Annotated in this window: 12 protein-coding genes and 2 tRNA genes; 3 read left to right on the top strand and 11 right to left on the bottom strand. The window is 70.1% G+C overall.

Annotated elements, in window-relative coordinates:
* Nucleotides 1–39 precede the first annotated feature (39 nt).
* Nucleotides 40–2,676 carry a valine--tRNA ligase gene (locus KGS77_RS24035; RefSeq protein WP_242585055.1) on the bottom strand — a complete coding sequence of 879 codons (2,637 nt, stop codon included), beginning with the start codon at nucleotides 2,674–2,676 and terminating at the stop codon, nucleotides 40–42.
* Between the two features lie 360 nt (nucleotides 2,677–3,036).
* Between KGS77_RS24035 and KGS77_RS24030 the strand changes: the two genes are divergently transcribed.
* Entirely contained in the window at nucleotides 3,037–3,699 is a 663-nt protein-coding gene (locus KGS77_RS24030) for a hypothetical protein (RefSeq protein WP_347404525.1), read from the top strand.
* A gap of 299 nt (nucleotides 3,700–3,998) precedes the next feature.
* Nucleotides 3,999–4,685 (top strand): hypothetical protein, encoded by a 687-nt coding sequence (locus KGS77_RS24025; protein ID WP_242585054.1) that lies wholly within the window; start codon nucleotides 3,999–4,001, stop codon nucleotides 4,683–4,685.
* Nucleotides 4,686–4,849: 164 nt separating this feature from the next.
* Here the strand turns inward: KGS77_RS24025 and clpX are convergent, their stop codons facing one another.
* From clpX to KGS77_RS24000, 5 genes are all read right to left on the bottom strand, one after another.
* A complete protein-coding gene (clpX, locus tag KGS77_RS24020; protein ID WP_242585053.1) occupies nucleotides 4,850–6,142 on the bottom strand; it encodes an ATP-dependent Clp protease ATP-binding subunit ClpX in 1,293 nt (430 codons plus the stop codon).
* A 185-nt stretch (nucleotides 6,143–6,327) separates the two neighbouring features.
* Nucleotides 6,328–6,981, bottom strand: a complete 654-nt coding sequence (locus KGS77_RS24015) for an ATP-dependent Clp protease proteolytic subunit (RefSeq protein ID WP_242587652.1) — start codon at nucleotides 6,979–6,981, stop codon at nucleotides 6,328–6,330.
* A gap of 67 nt (nucleotides 6,982–7,048) precedes the next feature.
* Nucleotides 7,049–7,654: an ATP-dependent Clp protease proteolytic subunit gene (locus tag KGS77_RS24010; protein ID WP_242587651.1), complete on the bottom strand. Its 606-nt coding sequence runs from the start codon at nucleotides 7,652–7,654 to the stop codon at nucleotides 7,049–7,051.
* 294 nt (nucleotides 7,655–7,948) lie between these two features.
* On the bottom strand, nucleotides 7,949–9,355 hold the full coding sequence (tig, locus tag KGS77_RS24005; protein ID WP_242585052.1) for a trigger factor: 1,407 nt from the start codon (nucleotides 9,353–9,355) through the stop codon (nucleotides 7,949–7,951).
* Between the two features lie 470 nt (nucleotides 9,356–9,825).
* Nucleotides 9,826–9,902, bottom strand: a tRNA-Pro gene (locus KGS77_RS24000).
* Nucleotides 9,903–10,049: 147 nt separating this feature from the next.
* On the opposite strand from KGS77_RS24000, the gene KGS77_RS23995 reads away from it, so the two are divergent.
* A tRNA-Gly gene (locus KGS77_RS23995) sits at nucleotides 10,050–10,123 on the top strand.
* Between the two features lie 419 nt (nucleotides 10,124–10,542).
* On the opposite strand, the gene KGS77_RS23990 is transcribed toward KGS77_RS23995, so the two are convergent.
* The 5 genes from KGS77_RS23990 to KGS77_RS23970 form a co-directional block, all read right to left on the bottom strand.
* Nucleotides 10,543–10,737, bottom strand: a complete 195-nt coding sequence (locus KGS77_RS23990; protein WP_242585051.1) for a hypothetical protein — start codon at nucleotides 10,735–10,737, stop codon at nucleotides 10,543–10,545.
* 397 nt (nucleotides 10,738–11,134) lie between these two features.
* Nucleotides 11,135–11,875: an ABC transporter ATP-binding protein gene (locus tag KGS77_RS23985; protein ID WP_242587650.1), complete on the bottom strand. Its 741-nt coding sequence runs from the start codon at nucleotides 11,873–11,875 to the stop codon at nucleotides 11,135–11,137.
* 394 nt (nucleotides 11,876–12,269) lie between these two features.
* On the bottom strand, nucleotides 12,270–13,412 hold the full coding sequence (locus KGS77_RS23980; RefSeq protein WP_242585050.1) for a PP2C family protein-serine/threonine phosphatase: 1,143 nt from the start codon (nucleotides 13,410–13,412) through the stop codon (nucleotides 12,270–12,272).
* Nucleotides 13,413–13,662: 250 nt separating this feature from the next.
* Nucleotides 13,663–14,472 (bottom strand): DNA-formamidopyrimidine glycosylase family protein, encoded by an 810-nt coding sequence (locus KGS77_RS23975; protein WP_242585049.1) that lies wholly within the window; start codon nucleotides 14,470–14,472, stop codon nucleotides 13,663–13,665.
* A gap of 403 nt (nucleotides 14,473–14,875) precedes the next feature.
* A complete protein-coding gene (locus KGS77_RS23970; protein ID WP_242585048.1) occupies nucleotides 14,876–15,361 on the bottom strand; it encodes a ribose-5-phosphate isomerase in 486 nt (161 codons plus the stop codon).
* Between the last annotated feature and the right edge of the window lie 82 nt (nucleotides 15,362–15,443).

Here is a 15,443-nt window from a genome sequence, read left to right as displayed (position 1 = left end):
AGGGGCCGCAGAGGCCGCAGAACCCGCAGGGGCCGCCGGCTACGCCTTGGGCAGCGCCGCCAACTGCGCGGTGATCCGGACGATGTCCGCCTCGGCCGTCTCCAGCCGCTTGCGGATCTTGTCCTTGACCGGCTCCGGCGCCTTGGCGAGGAACGCCTCGTTGCCGAGCTTCGCGCTCGCCTGCGCCTTCTCCTTCTCGGCGGCGCCCAGGTCCTTCGTCAGCCGCTTGCGCTCCGCCTCGACGTCGATGGCGCCGGACAGGTCCAGGGCGACCGTGGCGCCCGCGACCGGCAGCGAGGCCGTCGCGGTGAAGTCCTCGCCGGCCGGCTGGAGGCGCAGCAGCGAACGCATCGCCGCCTCGTGGGCCACCAGGTCCGTACCCGCCAGGTCCAGGCGCGCCGGGACCTTCTGGCCGGGCTGCAGGCCCTGGTCGGAGCGGAACCGGCGGACCTCGGTGACGACCTGCTGAACCGTCCCGATCTCCCGCTCGGCCGCCGCGTCCCGGAAGCCGGAGTCGGCCGGCCAGTCGGCGACGACCAGGGACTCACCGCCGGTCAGCGCGGTCCACAGGGTCTCGGTGACGAACGGCACGATCGGGTGGAGCAGCCGCAGCGTGACGTCCAGGACCTCGCCGAGCACCCGGCGCGAGACGTCGGCGGCCGGGCCGCCCGCCGTGAAGACGGTCTTGGACAGCTCCACGTACCAGTCGAAGACCTCGTCCCACGCGAAGTGGAAGAGGGCGTCCGAGAGCTTGGCGAACTGGTAGTCGTCGTAGTACGCGTCCACCTCGGCGACGACCGTGTTGAGCCGGGAGAGGATCCACCGGTCGGCCGCCGACATCTCCTCGGGCGCCGGCAGCGGGCCCTGGACCGTCGCGCCGTTCATGAGCGCGAAGCGGGTGGCGTTCCAGATCTTGTTGGCGAAGTTGCGCGAGCCCTGGACCCAGTCCTCGCCGATGGGCACGTCCACGCCCGGGTTGGCGCCGCGGGCCAGGGTGAAGCGGACGGCGTCCGAGCCGTACTCGTCCATCCAGTCCAGCGGGTTGACCGCGTTGCCGAAGGACTTGGACATCTTCTTGCCGCGCTCGTCCCGGACCATGCCGTGCAGGACGATCGTGCCGAACGGCGGGGTGCCGTCCATCGCGTACAGGCCGAACATCATCATCCGGGCGACCCAGAAGAAGAGGATGTCGTAGCCGGTGACCAGGACGGAGTTCGGGTAGAACTTCTCGACGCTGGGCGTCTTCTCGGGCCAGCCCAGGGTGGAGAAGGGCCACAGTCCCGAGGAGAACCAGGTGTCCAGGACGTCGGTGTCCTGCGTCCAGCCCTCGCCGGACGGCGGCTCCTCGTCCGGGCCGACGCACACGACCTCGCCGTTCGGGCCGTACCAGACCGGGATGCGGTGACCCCACCAGAGCTGACGCGAGATGCACCAGTCGTGGAGGTTGTCGACCCAGCCGAAGTAGCGGGACTCCATCTCCTTGGGGTGGATGGCGACCTTGCCGTCGCGCACCGCGTCACCGGCGGCCTTGGCCAGCGGGCCGACCTTGACCCACCACTGCATGGACAGCCGGGGCTCGATGGTGGTCTTGCAGCGCGAGCAGTGGCCGACGGAGTGGGTGTACGGGCGCTTCTCGGCGACGATCCGGCCCTCGGCGCGCAGCGCGGCCACGATGGCCGAGCGGGCCTCGAAGCGGTCCAGGCCCGCGAAGGGGCCGTGCGCGGTGATCATGCCGCGCTCGTCCAGGACGGTCAGGTTCGGCAGGTCGTGCCGGCGGCCGATCTCGAAGTCGTTGGGGTCGTGGGCCGGGGTGACCTTGACCGCGCCGGTGCCGAACTCCGGGTCGACGTGCTCGTCGGCGACGACGGGGATACGGCGGCCGGTCAGCGGCAGCTCGATCTGCGTACCGACCAGGTGGGCGTAGCGCTCGTCCTCGGGGTGGACGGCGACCGCGGTGTCACCGAGCATCGTCTCGGCGCGGGTGGTGGCCACGACGATGGACGCATCGCCCTCGCCGTACCGGATCGAGACCAGCTCGCCGTCGTCGTCCTGGTACTCCACCTCGATGTCCGAGATGGCCGTCAGACAGCGCGGGCACCAGTTGATGATGCGCTCGGCGCGGTAGATCAGCTCGTCGTCGTACAGGCGCTTGAAGATGGTCTGGACGGCCTTGGACAGGCCCTCGTCCATCGTGAACCGCTCGCGCGACCAGGCCACACCGTCGCCCAGGCGCTTCATCTGCCCGGAGATCTGCCCGCCGGACTCCGCCTTCCACTTCCACACCCGCTCCACGAACGCCTCGCGGCCCAGGTCGTCGCGGGAGACGCCCTCCTTGGCCAGCTCCCGCTCGACGACGTTCTGGGTGGCGATGCCGGCGTGGTCCATGCCGGGCTGCCACAGCGTCTCGTAGCCCTGCATGCGCTTACGGCGCGTGAGGGCGTCGATGAGGGTGTGCTCGAAGGCGTGCCCCAGGTGAAGGCTGCCGGTGACGTTGGGCGGCGGGATGACGATCGCGTAGGGCGGCTTCTCGCTCTTCTCGTCCGCCTCGAAGTAACCGCGCTCTACCCAGCGCTCGTACAGCGGCCCCTCTACCTCGGCCGGCGCGTACTGGGTCGGCAGTTGTGTGGGGGTGCTGTTCGGCCCGCTGTCGGGGCTCTGCTGAGTGTTCTCGGTCACGACGCTCAGTGTACGGGCGCGGATGTAGCAGTCTCGAATCGGTTTGGGCCCCAGCGCTTGGGCTGTCGGTGCCGTCATACAGGATGTCGTGGAGCAACCAACATCAGCACATCAGCACCGGCAGCCACGAGGGGAACCGTCCATGAGTTACAACCAGCCGCCTCCGAGCCCGTACGGCCAGCCGCAGCCCGGACCGTACGGACAGCCGCAGCCCCAGCCGGGCTACGGCTACCCGCAGCAGGGCGGCCAGGTCCCCCGCAGCAGCCCTACGGCTACCCGCAGCAGCAGCCCGCCCAGCCCGCGTACGGCCAGCAGCCCCCGCCGCCCCAGTACGGCCAGCAGGCCCCGTACGGCGGCCAGGTGCCGCCGCCTCCCTCGGCCCCCTCGGGCGGCGGCAAGAAGACCGCCCTGATCATCGGCGCGGTGGCGGTCGTGGCGGCGATCGGCGTGGGCGCGTATTTCGCTTTCGGGCCTGGCGGCGACGTGGCACCGTACAAGATCGCCCTGCCCAAGACGCTGCTGGGCGGTGAGTACACGAAGCAGGAGGGCAAGGGCTCGGACGAGGAAAAAAGCCTGGCCAACGACAAGGATGCAAAGGCCATGGGCATTACGGACGGCAAGTCCGTCGGTGGTCGCTACCTCAATGGCCAAAAAGCACCGCTGGGTGTAGCCGGTATTTACGGGAAGGTCTCTGACCCGCAGGGGGCCGTCGACAAGACGTTCTTGGAGATGGAGCAGAAGCAGCAGAGGTCCTCTGGCGCAAAGGTGGAATCGCCACCCGCGACCGAGTACTCGCCCAGCGGGTTCGACGGTGCGGTCATGAAGTGCAAGGCCGTCAAGGTCACCTTGTCCATCGCGGGCACCTCCATGACGTCGACGGCCAGCACGTGCATGTGGGGCGACTCCAGTGCCATCGGTTACGTCTCGATGCCTACACCGCGCGGTGGTCAGCCCATCCCCCTTGAGCAGCTCGCCGAGAAGACTGCGAAGATCCGGGATGAAGTCCGGCAGGAGATCAAGTAGGCGCGGCTGCCTGTCCGCGCACAGAGGGGGAACCCCAGCATGAGTTTCAACCAGCCGCCGCCCGGTCCGTACGGGAGCACCGGGCAGTCGGGGGAGTCCTACCCGCCGCAAGCGCCCCAGCAGCCGCCGGCGGGGGCGTACGGGGCGCCTGCGCCGCAGGCGGGGCAGGCGGGGCAGTACGGGTATCCGCAGCAAGGGCAGCAGGCGCAGCCGGGGCCTTTCGGGCAGCCGGGCTTTCCGCCGCCCCCTCCCCGCCCCCTCCGGGCGGTGGGAGCAACGGCGGCAAGATAGCCGCGATCGTGGTGGCCTCGGTGGTGCTGCTCGGCGCCATCGTCACCGGCGGTGTGATGCTGTTCTCGGGGGATGACGAGAACAAGAACACCCAGGCCGACCGGGACAAGAACGGTCCGACCGCCGCCCCCGCCACGCCCGGCAGTTCGCAGAGCCCCTCGCAGGACGAGGAGAGCAAGGACGAGGGGGAGGGTGAGCAGAAGATGAAGCTGACCACGCCCAAGACCCTCGACGGCGGCGCGTACACGATGGACAAGGACCGCGAGGGCCTGAAGAAGGAGGGTGTCGCGGTCGGGGAGAGCCAGGCGGGCGCCGAGTACGTCGTGGCCCGCTACAAGGGCTCCTCCAGCGCCACGTCCGTGCTGATGCTGGAGGGTGCCTACGGTCTGGTCGGCGACCAGGAGAAGGCGCGTTCCACGATGTTCAAGAACTTCGAGGGTTCCGGCGGCGGGACGCAGATCATCGGCGGGCGCCGTACCTTCCGGCCCTCGGAGGCCAAGGGCACGGAGATCGAGTGCGAGCTGTCCAAGAGCTCCTCGATCGGTTACGCGCCGGTGTGCACGTGGGCCGACTCCTCGACGGCGGCGATCATCGCGTACGCCAACGCCAAGTTCAGCTCGGCCTCGGACGTGAACCTGTCGCAGTACGCGGACACCACCGCGGTGATCCGCAACGAGGTGCGCAAGCCGATGTGACGGCCCGGCGCACACCGCCCGCGTCGGCGGGTACGCGAAGGGCTCCCCGGTTCCTTGTGGACCGTGGGAGCCCTTTTCGTTCGGCAGGCGGTGGGGAGGGGGCCTAGGGGGGTCCCTGGGGGTCCTGGAGGCCGTACGGCCCGTACGGAGCCCTCTGCGGCCGCTCAGGCGCTCTTCTCGTGGTGTTCGCCCGGCTCGCCGCCGCGCGTCGTCCGCGGGACCAGCGTCGGGTTGACGTTGGAGTGCACCACGTCCGCGGTGATCACGACCCGGGCCACGTCCTTGCGGGAGGGGACCTCGTACATCACCGACTGGAGGACCTCCTCCATGATGGCGCGCAGGCCGCGGGCGCCCGTACCGCGCAGGATGGCCTGGTCGGCGATGGCCTCCAGCGCCGGGCGGTCGAAGTCCAGCTCCACACCGTCCAGTTCGAACAGCCGCTGGTACTGCTTGACGAGCGCGTTGCGCGGCTCCAGCAGGATCTGCAGGAGCGCTTCCCGGTCGAGGTTGTGCACGGAGGTCAGGACGGGCAGCCGGCCGATGAACTCGGGGATCATCCCGAACTTCACCAGGTCCTCCGGCATGACTTCCTGGAGCCGGTCCTTGGACTCGATCTCGCGCTTGGAGCGGATCGTGGCGCCGAAGCCGATGCCCTTCGCGCCGGACCGGGCCTCGATGATCTTCTCCAGACCGGCGAAGGCGCCGCCGACGATGAACAGCACGTTCGTCGTGTCGATCTGGATGAATTCCTGGTGGGGGTGCTTGCGTCCGCCCTGCGGGGGGACCGAGGCGGTGGTGCCTTCGAGGATCTTCAGCAGGGCCTGCTGGACGCCCTCGCCGGAGACGTCACGGGTGATCGACGGGTTTTCGCTCTTCCGGGCGACCTTGTCGATCTCGTCGATGTAGATGATGCCGGTCTCGGCCTTCTTGATGTCGAAGTCCGCGGCCTGGATCAGCTTCAGGAGGATGTTCTCCACGTCCTCGCCGACGTAGCCCGCCTCCGTGAGCGCCGTGGCGTCGGCGAAGGCGAAGGGGACGTTGAGCATCCGGGCGAGCGTCTGCGCGAGCAGGGTCTTGCCGGAGCCGGTCGGGCCGAGCAGCAGGATGTTGGACTTGGCCAGCTCGATCCCGTCGTCGCCGCCGCGCCCGCCGCCGTTCTCGCCCGCCTGCACCCGCTTGTAGTGGTTGTAGACGGCCACCGAGAGAGCCTTCTTGGCGGGCTCCTGGCCCACGACGTAGCTCTCCAGGAACTCGTAGATCTCCCGGGGCTTGGGCAGTTCTTCCCAGCGGACCTCGGAGGTCTCCGCGAGCTCTTCCTCGATGATCTCGTTGCAGAGGTCGATGCACTCGTCGCAGATGTACACACCAGGTCCCGCGATGAGCTTCTTCACCTGCTTCTGACTCTTCCCGCAGAACGAGCACTTGAGCAGGTCGCCGCCGTCACCGATGCGTGCCACGAGGTGCTTCCCCTTCGCCTGGGATCCGCATTGCTCCGCGGACCCGGGTGCTTGCCTATCGACGGTACCTTGCCGGGCCCCCCGTACGGGCCCCCCTTGGACCTACTCGGTGGACGGACTGGGTCCGCCCGGCCCGAGGAGCGGCCCAAGGGGGCGTGTCTCCGGCTCAACTGGCCCAGAGCGCGTCAGGCGGAGACGGAGGTCTTCCGCGTCGAGACGATCTGGTCGACCAGACCGTACGCCAGGGACTCCTCCGCGGTGAGGATCTTGTCGCGCTCGATGTCCTCGCGGATCTTCTCGATCGGCGTCGAGGAGTGCTTGGCCAGCAGTTCCTCAAGCTGCGCCCGCATCCGCAGGATCTCGTTCGCGGCGATCTCCAGGTCGGACACCTGGCCCCGGCCGGTCTCGCTGTACGGCTGGTGGATCAGTACCCGCGCGTTGGGCAGCGCCATCCGCTTGCCGGGCGTGCCGGCGGCGAGCAGCACGGCGGCGGCGGAGGCCGCCTGGCCCATGCACACCGTCTGGATGTCCGGCTTGACGAACTGCATCGTGTCGTAGATCGCGGTGAGCGCCGTGAAGGAGCCGCCCGGCGAGTTGATGTAGATCGAGATGTCGCGGTCGGGGTCCATCGACTCCAGGCACAGGAGCTGCGCCATGACGTCGTTGGCCGAGGCGTCGTCGATCTGCACGCCGAGGAAGATCACGCGCTCTTCGAAGAGCTTCGCGTACGGGTCGTACTCGCGGACGCCCTGGGAGGTGCGCTCGACGAAGCGCGGCACGATGTAGCGGGACTCGGCGGTCGGGCCCTCGTACAGGCCGCTCGCGGAGAAGTTGTTCATCTGGGAGTTCACCGTCCTGGTGGCGGTCAAGTGGACTGGATCGGCTGCGGTGCGGGTGCTACGGGGCTCACGCCGCCCCGGTGCCGCCCCCGCCCGGAACGCCTCCGGCGGTGGTCATGACGTCGTCGATGAGGCCGTACTCCTTGGCCTCCTGCGGGTCGAACCAACGGTCGCGGTCGGAGTCGCGGGTGATCTGCTCGACGGTCTGGCCGGTGTGCTGGGCGGTGAGCTCGGCCATCCGGCGCTTGGTGTGCAGCAGGCGCTCGGCGTGGATCTTGATGTCCGTGGCGGAGCCGGCCAGACCGGCGGACGGCTGGTGCATCAGGATCTCGGTGTTCGGCAGCGCGAAGCGCTTGCCCGGGGTGCCGGCGCTCAGCAGGAACTGGCCCATGGAGGCCGCCAGGCCCATGGCGATGGTCACCACGTCGTTCTTGATGTACTGCATGGTGTCGTAGATCGCCAGGCCGGCGTTGACCGATCCACCGGGGCTGTTGATGTAGAGGAAGATGTCCTTGTCCGGGTCGGCGGCCAGGAGGAGCAACTGCGCGGTGATCTTGTTGGCGATGTCGTCGTCGACCGCTTGGCCGAGGAAGATGATCCGCTCACCGAGCAGCCGGTTGTAGACCTGGTCGCCGAGGCCACCGATGGACGGCTCGGCGGCGGCGGAAGGCATCGGGATCGTCACGTGTCCACCTGCTCGTTGTCGGACGGCCCGAGGCCGTCTCAGCGTCGTCTTCTGGGGCGGGGGCCGGGCGCCGCGCCGTACCGCCGGCGCGGCTTCGGGGACTCCCCTGCCCTCGTATCTACGGACCCTAACGCGCAGGTAGGACAACGCCATCCCGCATTGATAACTGTTCGCTGTGAGCGCAGGCTCACGGGGCCCGCACGACGACGGGCCCGAACACGCGGGCGTGCGTGTTCGGGCCCGTACAGGCGGCGGCTACGGGAGCCGTACGGCCTTCGGGGCTCAGCCCTCGTTCTTCGCGTCGGCGTCCTTGACCTCGGCGTCGGCGGCCTCGGTGGCGGCCTCGACCGTCTCGGCGGCGTCGGCGGCCTCGTCCTCGTCGTCGTCCAGGTCGACGACCTCGCCGTTGGTGTCCTTGACCGTCGCGGCCTCGACGACGACCGCCAGCGCCTTGCCGCGGGCGACCTCACCCACGAGCATCGGCACCTGGCCGCCCTCGACGACGGCCTGGGCGAACTGGTCGGGGGACATGCCGGAGGACTGCGCGCGGCGCATGAGGTGCTCGGTGAGCTCCTCCTGGCTGACGTTCAGCTTCTCCTTGCTGACCAGCTCGTCCAGGATGAACTGGGTCCGGATGCCCTTCTCCGCCTGCTCCTTGGTCTCGGCGTCGAACTCTTCCTCGGTCTTGCCCTGGATCTCCAGGTACTTCGCGAGGTCCAGGCCCATCTGGGCGAGCTGGTGGTTGACCAGGTTGTGCTTGCGGGTCTCGATCTCGTCCGCGAGCAGCTTCTCCGGCATCGGGACCTCGACGAGCTTGATCAGCTCGTCCAGGACCTTCTCCTGGGCCTGGGTGGCCTGGTCGTACTTCTTCATCCGCTCCAGGCGCTTGCGGCTGTCGGCCTTGAGCTCCTCAAGGGTGTCGAACTCGCTCGCGAGCTGGGCGAAGTCGTCGTCCAGCGCGGGCAGCTCACGGGCGGCGACGGCGGTGACGTCGACCTTGACCTCGGCCTCCTTGCCGGCCGCGGAGCCGCCCTTGAGCTCGGAGGTGAAGGTGGCCGAACCGCCGGCCTCCAGGCCCTTGACGGCCTCGTCGATGCCGTCCAGCAGCTCGCCGGAGCCGATGGTGTAGCTGACGCCCTTGGCGACGCCGTCCTCCAGGACCTTGCCCTCGACCTTGGCCTCAAGGTCGATCGTCACGACGTCGCCCTCTTCGGCGGCGCGCTCGACCGGGGAGGTGGAGGCGAAGCGCTCACGGAGCTGCTCGACGGACTTCTCGACGTCCTCGTCCGAGACCTCGACGGCGTCGACCTCGACCTGGATGCCGGAGTAGTCCGGGATCTCCAGGGCCGGGCGGATGTCGACCTCGGCGGTGAAGGCCAGCAGCTCGCCGTCCTTCAGCTCGGTGATGTCGACCTCGGGCTGGCCGAGGACGTTCAGCTCACCCTCGTTGACCGCCTCGGTGTAGAACTTCGGGAGCGCGTCGTTGACGGCCTCCTCAAGCACGGCGCCGCGACCGAACCGCTGGTCGATGACGCGGGCCGGGACCTTGCCCTGGCGGAAGCCCTTCACCGTGACCTGCTGGTTGATCTTCTTGTACGCCGCGTCGAGGCTGGGCTTGAGCTCCTCGAAGGGCACCTCGACAGTGAGCCGAACCCGGGTCGGGTTCAGGGTCTCCACGGCGCTCTTCACGGTTCGGTCTCCTTGGGGCTGACTGCTGGGGTTCTGCCTGAGATCCGCCGGCGCCTGCTGGTCAGGACCGGCCGATCGCGCCCGGTAGAAAGACACACGGGCACGCAGCTTGCATAGTAACCGCAAGCGGGATGACGCCCACAACGTGATCTTGAACGCCTCCGGCCGGAGCCCGTGACGGCCGGCGCGCGGGCCCGTACGGCGAGGGCGGACCGGGTCCGTACAGGCCGGGTCCGCAGGACCGGGGGCCGGCCCGTACAGCCGGGCCGGCGGGCCGGGTCCGCAGACCGGGACGGTCCGGGTCCGTGCGGCCGGGCCGTGAAATCCGTCCGGCCGGGTGACCGGGCGGCCGGGCGCGACCGGAGAGCCGCCCATGGCCCGGAGCCGGTGGCGGCCGGTGGCCGGCTCGCGGCCTGGGCCGGCCGTGAACCGGGCGGCCGGGCCGAAGACGCCGGAGACTGGATACCTGCTGGTCGGGGTGGCCGGATTCGAACCGACGACCTTCCGCTCCCAAAGCGGACGCGCTACCAAGCTGCGCCACACCCCGTCGGTGCGAGACGTAGGGTACATGCCCGCAGGCAGTACGGCGCGCCAGTTCTTCCCGTACGGACGGGGGCGGACAGGGGGGTGTGCGGCGGACCGCCGTGACCCGCTACGATGCACTGCGTGCCGAGGTCGCAGACCTACAGCGCATGCGGGCGTAGCTCAATGGTAGAGCCCCAGTCTTCCAAACTGGCTACGCGGGTTCGATTCCCGTCGCCCGCTCCACGAGGCCCGGGGCCGGATCGTGGGACACCGCGCGGAAGCGCGGTTTTCCCCGTCCGGCCCCGGGCTTTTCCGCGCTCGTTCCGCGGCCGGTTCACGGCACTCGGAATTCCCCGAAAAGGTGAGTACGGGAACGGCCGTACGACAGCCTGATAAGGCGACGGGAACGCGTCCGGGCCGTGAGGACAACGGGGACGGTGGGGGCGGTGGGACCGCCCCGAACGGCCGGATGACGTACACCGCCCCTTGTCCGCCGGCCTTGCCCATCGACCTTGCCCACCGGCCCTCGCACCGGTGACCCGACACCCCGGGCCACCGGGCGCCTGGCGCATACGGAAGACGGCCCTCCGCCCGCCAAGTGACGTGGCGAGGCGAGCGGTTGACGCGTGCATGCACTCCCGGGCGCGACGCGAGGTGCGGCGCTAGAAACTGATGCGGTTGATGGTGTCGGCCACGGAGTTGAGGAACCGGTTGATGGATGGGGCGATCCCGGTGGAGGCGAGGAAGAAGCCGAAGAGGATGGCGACGATCGCCGGCCACGCTTTGAGTGATTTGCCCCGTAACAGCACGATCAGAATGATCCCCAACAGCACCACCACGGACAGCGACAGAGCCACAACTGATCACACCCTCGGTCGGTACGCCTGGCCGGCCCCGGAAGCATGCAGCCGCGCACACCCCCGCTCGGCACCCATCGTGCCACCAACTGCCTGCCCAGTGGAGGCGGGTGGCGAATCATCGGCCAAGGCTTTGCCTGCCCTCGGCACCCATGACCCGTGCGGCGCGGGCGGGGGTGGCCGGGGGTGAGGGAAGGCGGAGGTCCGGGCGGATTTACCGATTCGGCCGGATCATTTCCCTCTTGGCGGCTGATTTCCGACGCTCATTCATCCACCGTTCATTCATCCACCGCCGCGCGATCACCTATTCGGCAGGTGAATTCCCGGGAAAGCCCGGAAAGCAACGCATACGCATCATCGCCATTGCCGGGGAAAGGGGGAGACACCGCCGGACCTCTCAGGCCGCCGAACCGGACACGGCGGCATGCGGCCGGGCGGTGAGGGCGGCCATACGGGCCGCTATCTGCTGCGGTGAGGCGTGGACGAGGGTGTCGGCCATGGCCCCGTCGGCGAGGAAGAGCACCCGGTCGGCCCAGGCGGCGGCCACCGGGTCATGGGTGACCATCACGACCGTCGCGCCCAGCGAGTCGACCGCATGGCGCAGCAGGCCGAGGATCTCGGCGGCGGTACCGGTGTCCAGCGCCCCGGTCGGCTCGTCGGCGAAGACGACGTCGGGGTCGGTGATCAGCGCGCGGGCCAGGGCCACCCGCTGCTGCTGGCCGCCGGAGAGCTGCCCGGGACGGCGGCGGGCGTGCTCGCCCAGGCCGACCCGGGCGAGCGCCTCCGCCGCGCGCCGGGAGTCGGGGCGGCGCCCGGCCAGCCGCATCGGGAGGACGACGTTCTGCTCGACCGTGAGGGACGGCAGCAGGTTGAACGCCTGGAAGACGAAGCCCAGACGGCTGCGGCGCAGCTCCGTGAGCCGGGTCTCGCGCATCTTGGTGATCTCGGTCCCGGCCAGCCGCACGGAGCCCGCCGTGGGACGGTCCAGGCCCGCCGCGCACTGAAGGAAGGTGGACTTGCCGGAACCCGAGGGGCCCATGACGGCGGTGAAGCTGCCGGGCGGCAGGGCGAGGTCGATGCCGCGCAGCGCGTGCACCGTGCCGGCGCCGCGTCCGTACTGACGGCGCACCCCCCGCATCTCGACGGCGTACGTGCCGGTGTCCGGGCGCTCCGGCCGGTTCGGCGGCTCGGGCCCGTACGGCGGCTCGGGCCCGTACGGCGGCTGCGGCCGGTTCGACCGCTCCGGCCGGTTCGGCGGCTCCGGCTCGCCCCGGTGCTCGCCTCGTCGCAGGCCCATCGCCATGGTTTCGTCCCTCGTCCCTCGTTCCGCGCAGTGGATCGACACCTGCAACCTACGGACCGGGGACGGCCTCGGACCATGACGCCCGCCGGTGGATCGGAGGTGGGGAAAACCCCACCGCAACCGCCCCACCCGTACAGGAGCCCCTCATCCGCAAGGGCTCTTACAAGGAGCCCTCGTCCTCCCGAGCCCCGTATCCCCCACCACACGAGCCCGCCCCGGGACCACGGCCTCAGTCGCGGCAGATCAGCAGCAGCGCGCGGTCGTCGTTGACGTCCTTCGCCACCGCCTCGATGAGGTGCCAGGCGGCGCCCGCGAAGCCGCAGGACACGTAGCGGTCGGCCTCGCCGGTCAGCCGGTCGATGCCCTCCGCGATGTCGCGGTCGGCCGACTCCACGAGGCCGTCGGTGAAGAGCATCAGGACGTCGCCCGGGCGCAGCGTGCCCTTGACGGGGTCGAACTGCGCCCCGTCGTACACCCCCAGCAGCGGCCCCTCCGCGGCCTTCTCCTCCCAGCGGCCGGTCCCGGCGCAGAGCTGGAGGGCCGGGAGGTGCCCGGCGGAGAGCAGTTCGTAGTCGCCGGACTCCAGGTCCAGGACGAGGTGGATGGAGGTCGCGAAGCCCTCGTCCCAGTCCTGGCGCAGCAGGTAGCCGTTGGCGGCGGGCAGGAAGCCGTGCGGTGGCAGGGAGCCCAGCAGACCGCCGAACGCCCCGGAGAGCAGCAGCGCGCGGGAGGCGGCGTCCATGCCCTTGCCGGACACGTCGGTCAGGACGACTTCGAGGATGTTCCCGCCGTGGGTGCGCGAGGCGACGACGAAGTCGCCGGAGAAGGACTGTCCGCCGGCCGGGCGCAGCGCCATCTCCCGGTGCCATCCCTTGGGCAGCCTGGGTAGCTTGCTCTGTACGCGGATGCGCTCGCGCAGGTCGAAGAGCATCGTTCCGCCACGTCTCCAGGGCACGCCCACCCGGCTGCGGAACTGCGCGATGAGCAGCCCGAAGAGGCCGACCGCGGCCACCACCAGGACCGTGCCCGGGGTGATCCGGTCGGGCCCCTGGTCGTAGGGGCCCAGCAGGGACGCCTCGACGATCAGGGCGGCGGCCGAGGTGCCGTACAGGGCGAGCAGGTTGGCGGGGCGCAGCAGCAGACCGCCCGCGATCACCGGCAGGACCAGGGCGGTGGGGGAGATCCAGTCCGGGCGCCAGACCGTGCCGCAGGCGATGGCGGGGATGGCGGTCAGCAGGGCGGCCAGCGCGATCCAGTCGGAGCCGTCACCGCGGAAGTAGTCCACCCCGGCTTTGCGCACGCCGACGCGGACCCGGTGCATCGCCTTGCGCATCCGGGCCGTCAGGGACTCCGCTCCCGTTCCGCTCGCCATCGTTCTGGGACCTTATCCACCCTTCCCCTTGCTCCGCATGGGGGTACCGTCGGCGGCGCGCCGACGGCCCGCCGTTCCCGGTGATCTCCGGGAAACCGAGTTCGAAAGGCGACCGCGCGGACGGAGGAGCCGCACGCCCCGGACGAAGGCCGCTGACGACGGCCAGGGGCGACAACCAAGGCCGACGGCTACCGGCTACCGGCTACCGGCTACCGGCAACCGCCAACCACTGTGGGTGACGCCGCAGCCGTCAGCTCCGCTGGCAGGAAGGGCACCAGAAAAGATTGCGGGCGGCGAGATCTGCCGTACGGATCTCCGCCCCGCAGATGTGACACGGCAGGTGCGCCCGGCGGTAGACGTACACCTCGCCACCGTGGTCGTCCACGCGCGGCGGCCGGCCCATGGCCTCCGGCGTGTGCTCGGGGCGGACCGTGTCGATGCGGTTGTGGCGGACGCCCTCGCGCATCAGCTCCACCAGGTCGGCCCAGATGGCGTCCCATTCCGTACGGGTGAGGCCGCGGCCGGGGCGGTACGGGTCGATGCCGTGCCGGAAGAGCACCTCGGCCCGGTAGACGTTGCCGACGCCCGCGATGACCTTCTGGTCCATGAGCAGGGCGGCCACGGACGTACGGCTGCGGGAGACCCGCGCCCAGGCGCGCTCGCCGTCGTCCCCGGCGCGCAGCGGGTCGGGGCCGAGGCGGTCGTGTATCGCCTGCTTCTCGGCGTCGGTGATCAGGGCGCAGGTGGTGGGGCCGCGCAGGTCCGCGTACGCCTTCGCGCCCGCCAGCCGCAGCCGTACGGTGTCGGCGGGCGGCGGGGCGGGGGCGTCACCGAAACCGAGCTTGCCGAACAGGCCGAGGTGCACATGGACCCAGCCGGTCGCGGCGAAGCCGAGGAAGAGGTGCTTGCCGTGGGCCTCGGCGGCCGTCATGACCTGCCGGTCCAGGAGAGCCGCCGCGTCCTGGAACTTGCCCTGCGGGCTGCTCACGCGCAGCCGCTCGCCCTCGAAGAGCGCACGGTGGTCCAGCGCGAGGCGGTGGATCGTGTGCCCTTCGGGCATGTTTCTCCTCCGAAGACGGGTGAGCAGGCGGACGTCCGTAACCACGGAACCGAAAAAGATACGTGAACGCGGCGATCCCGGAACGAACCCGGCGATACAGCTTCACGGGACACGGGAACGCAGGAACGCGCCCCGCTCCGTACAGCGGAGACGCGACGGCGTGAGCACTTACGAGACGCGACGTCGTGAGCACCCATGAGAGGCGGCGGCCTGGCCCCCTACAGGTCAAATCGAACGCGCCCGAACCCCCACCTGGGGGTTACCCAGGGGGGCGGGGCCGAACCACGCTCGGACCGGACGGCCGACCAAGCCGGCGGCCGGTCCGGTCACGCCGGCGGTCCGGCGGCCGGTCCTGCCGAAGGCTCGGCGGCCGGTCCGGTCACGCCGGCGGCTCGGCGGCCGGTTACGCCTGGGGGTGGTGGGCCGGGATCGGGGGGAGGTCGCCGGTGGTCTCGTATGCCGAAAGCATGTCGATGCGCCGGGTGTGCCGCTCCTCGCCGGAGTACGGCGTGGCGAGGAAGACCTCGATGAACTTGGTCGCCTCGTCCTGGGTGTGCATCCGACCGCCGACGGAGATCACGTTGGCGTTGTTGTGCTCGCGGCCGAGCCGGGCGGTCTCCTCGCTCCAGGCCAGCGCGGCCCGTACGCCCTTGACCTTGTTCGCCGCGATCTGCTCGCCGTTGCCGGAGCCGCCGATCACGATGCCCAGGCTGTCCGGGTCCGCGGCGGTCTTCTCCGCGGCGCGCAGACAGAACGGCGGGTAGTCGTCCTGGGCGTCGTAGATGTGCGGACCGCAGTCGACGGGCTCGTGGCCCTGGGCCTTGAGCCACTCGACGAGGTGGTTCTTGAGTTCGAAACCGGCATGGTCGGAGCCGAGATACACGCGCATGGCTCCGAGTGTGGCACGAGGCGTTCGACGCGGGCGCCGCAGGGGGCCCGTACGTCGTACGGATCCTGGCACCCGTTACGTA

Source organism: Streptomyces sp. MST-110588, from assembly GCF_022695595.1.
Lineage (GTDB): Bacteria > Actinomycetota > Actinomycetes > Streptomycetales > Streptomycetaceae > Streptomyces.
Note: the sequence above shows the minus strand (reverse complement) of the source record. Positions and strands in the feature narration are given on the sequence as shown.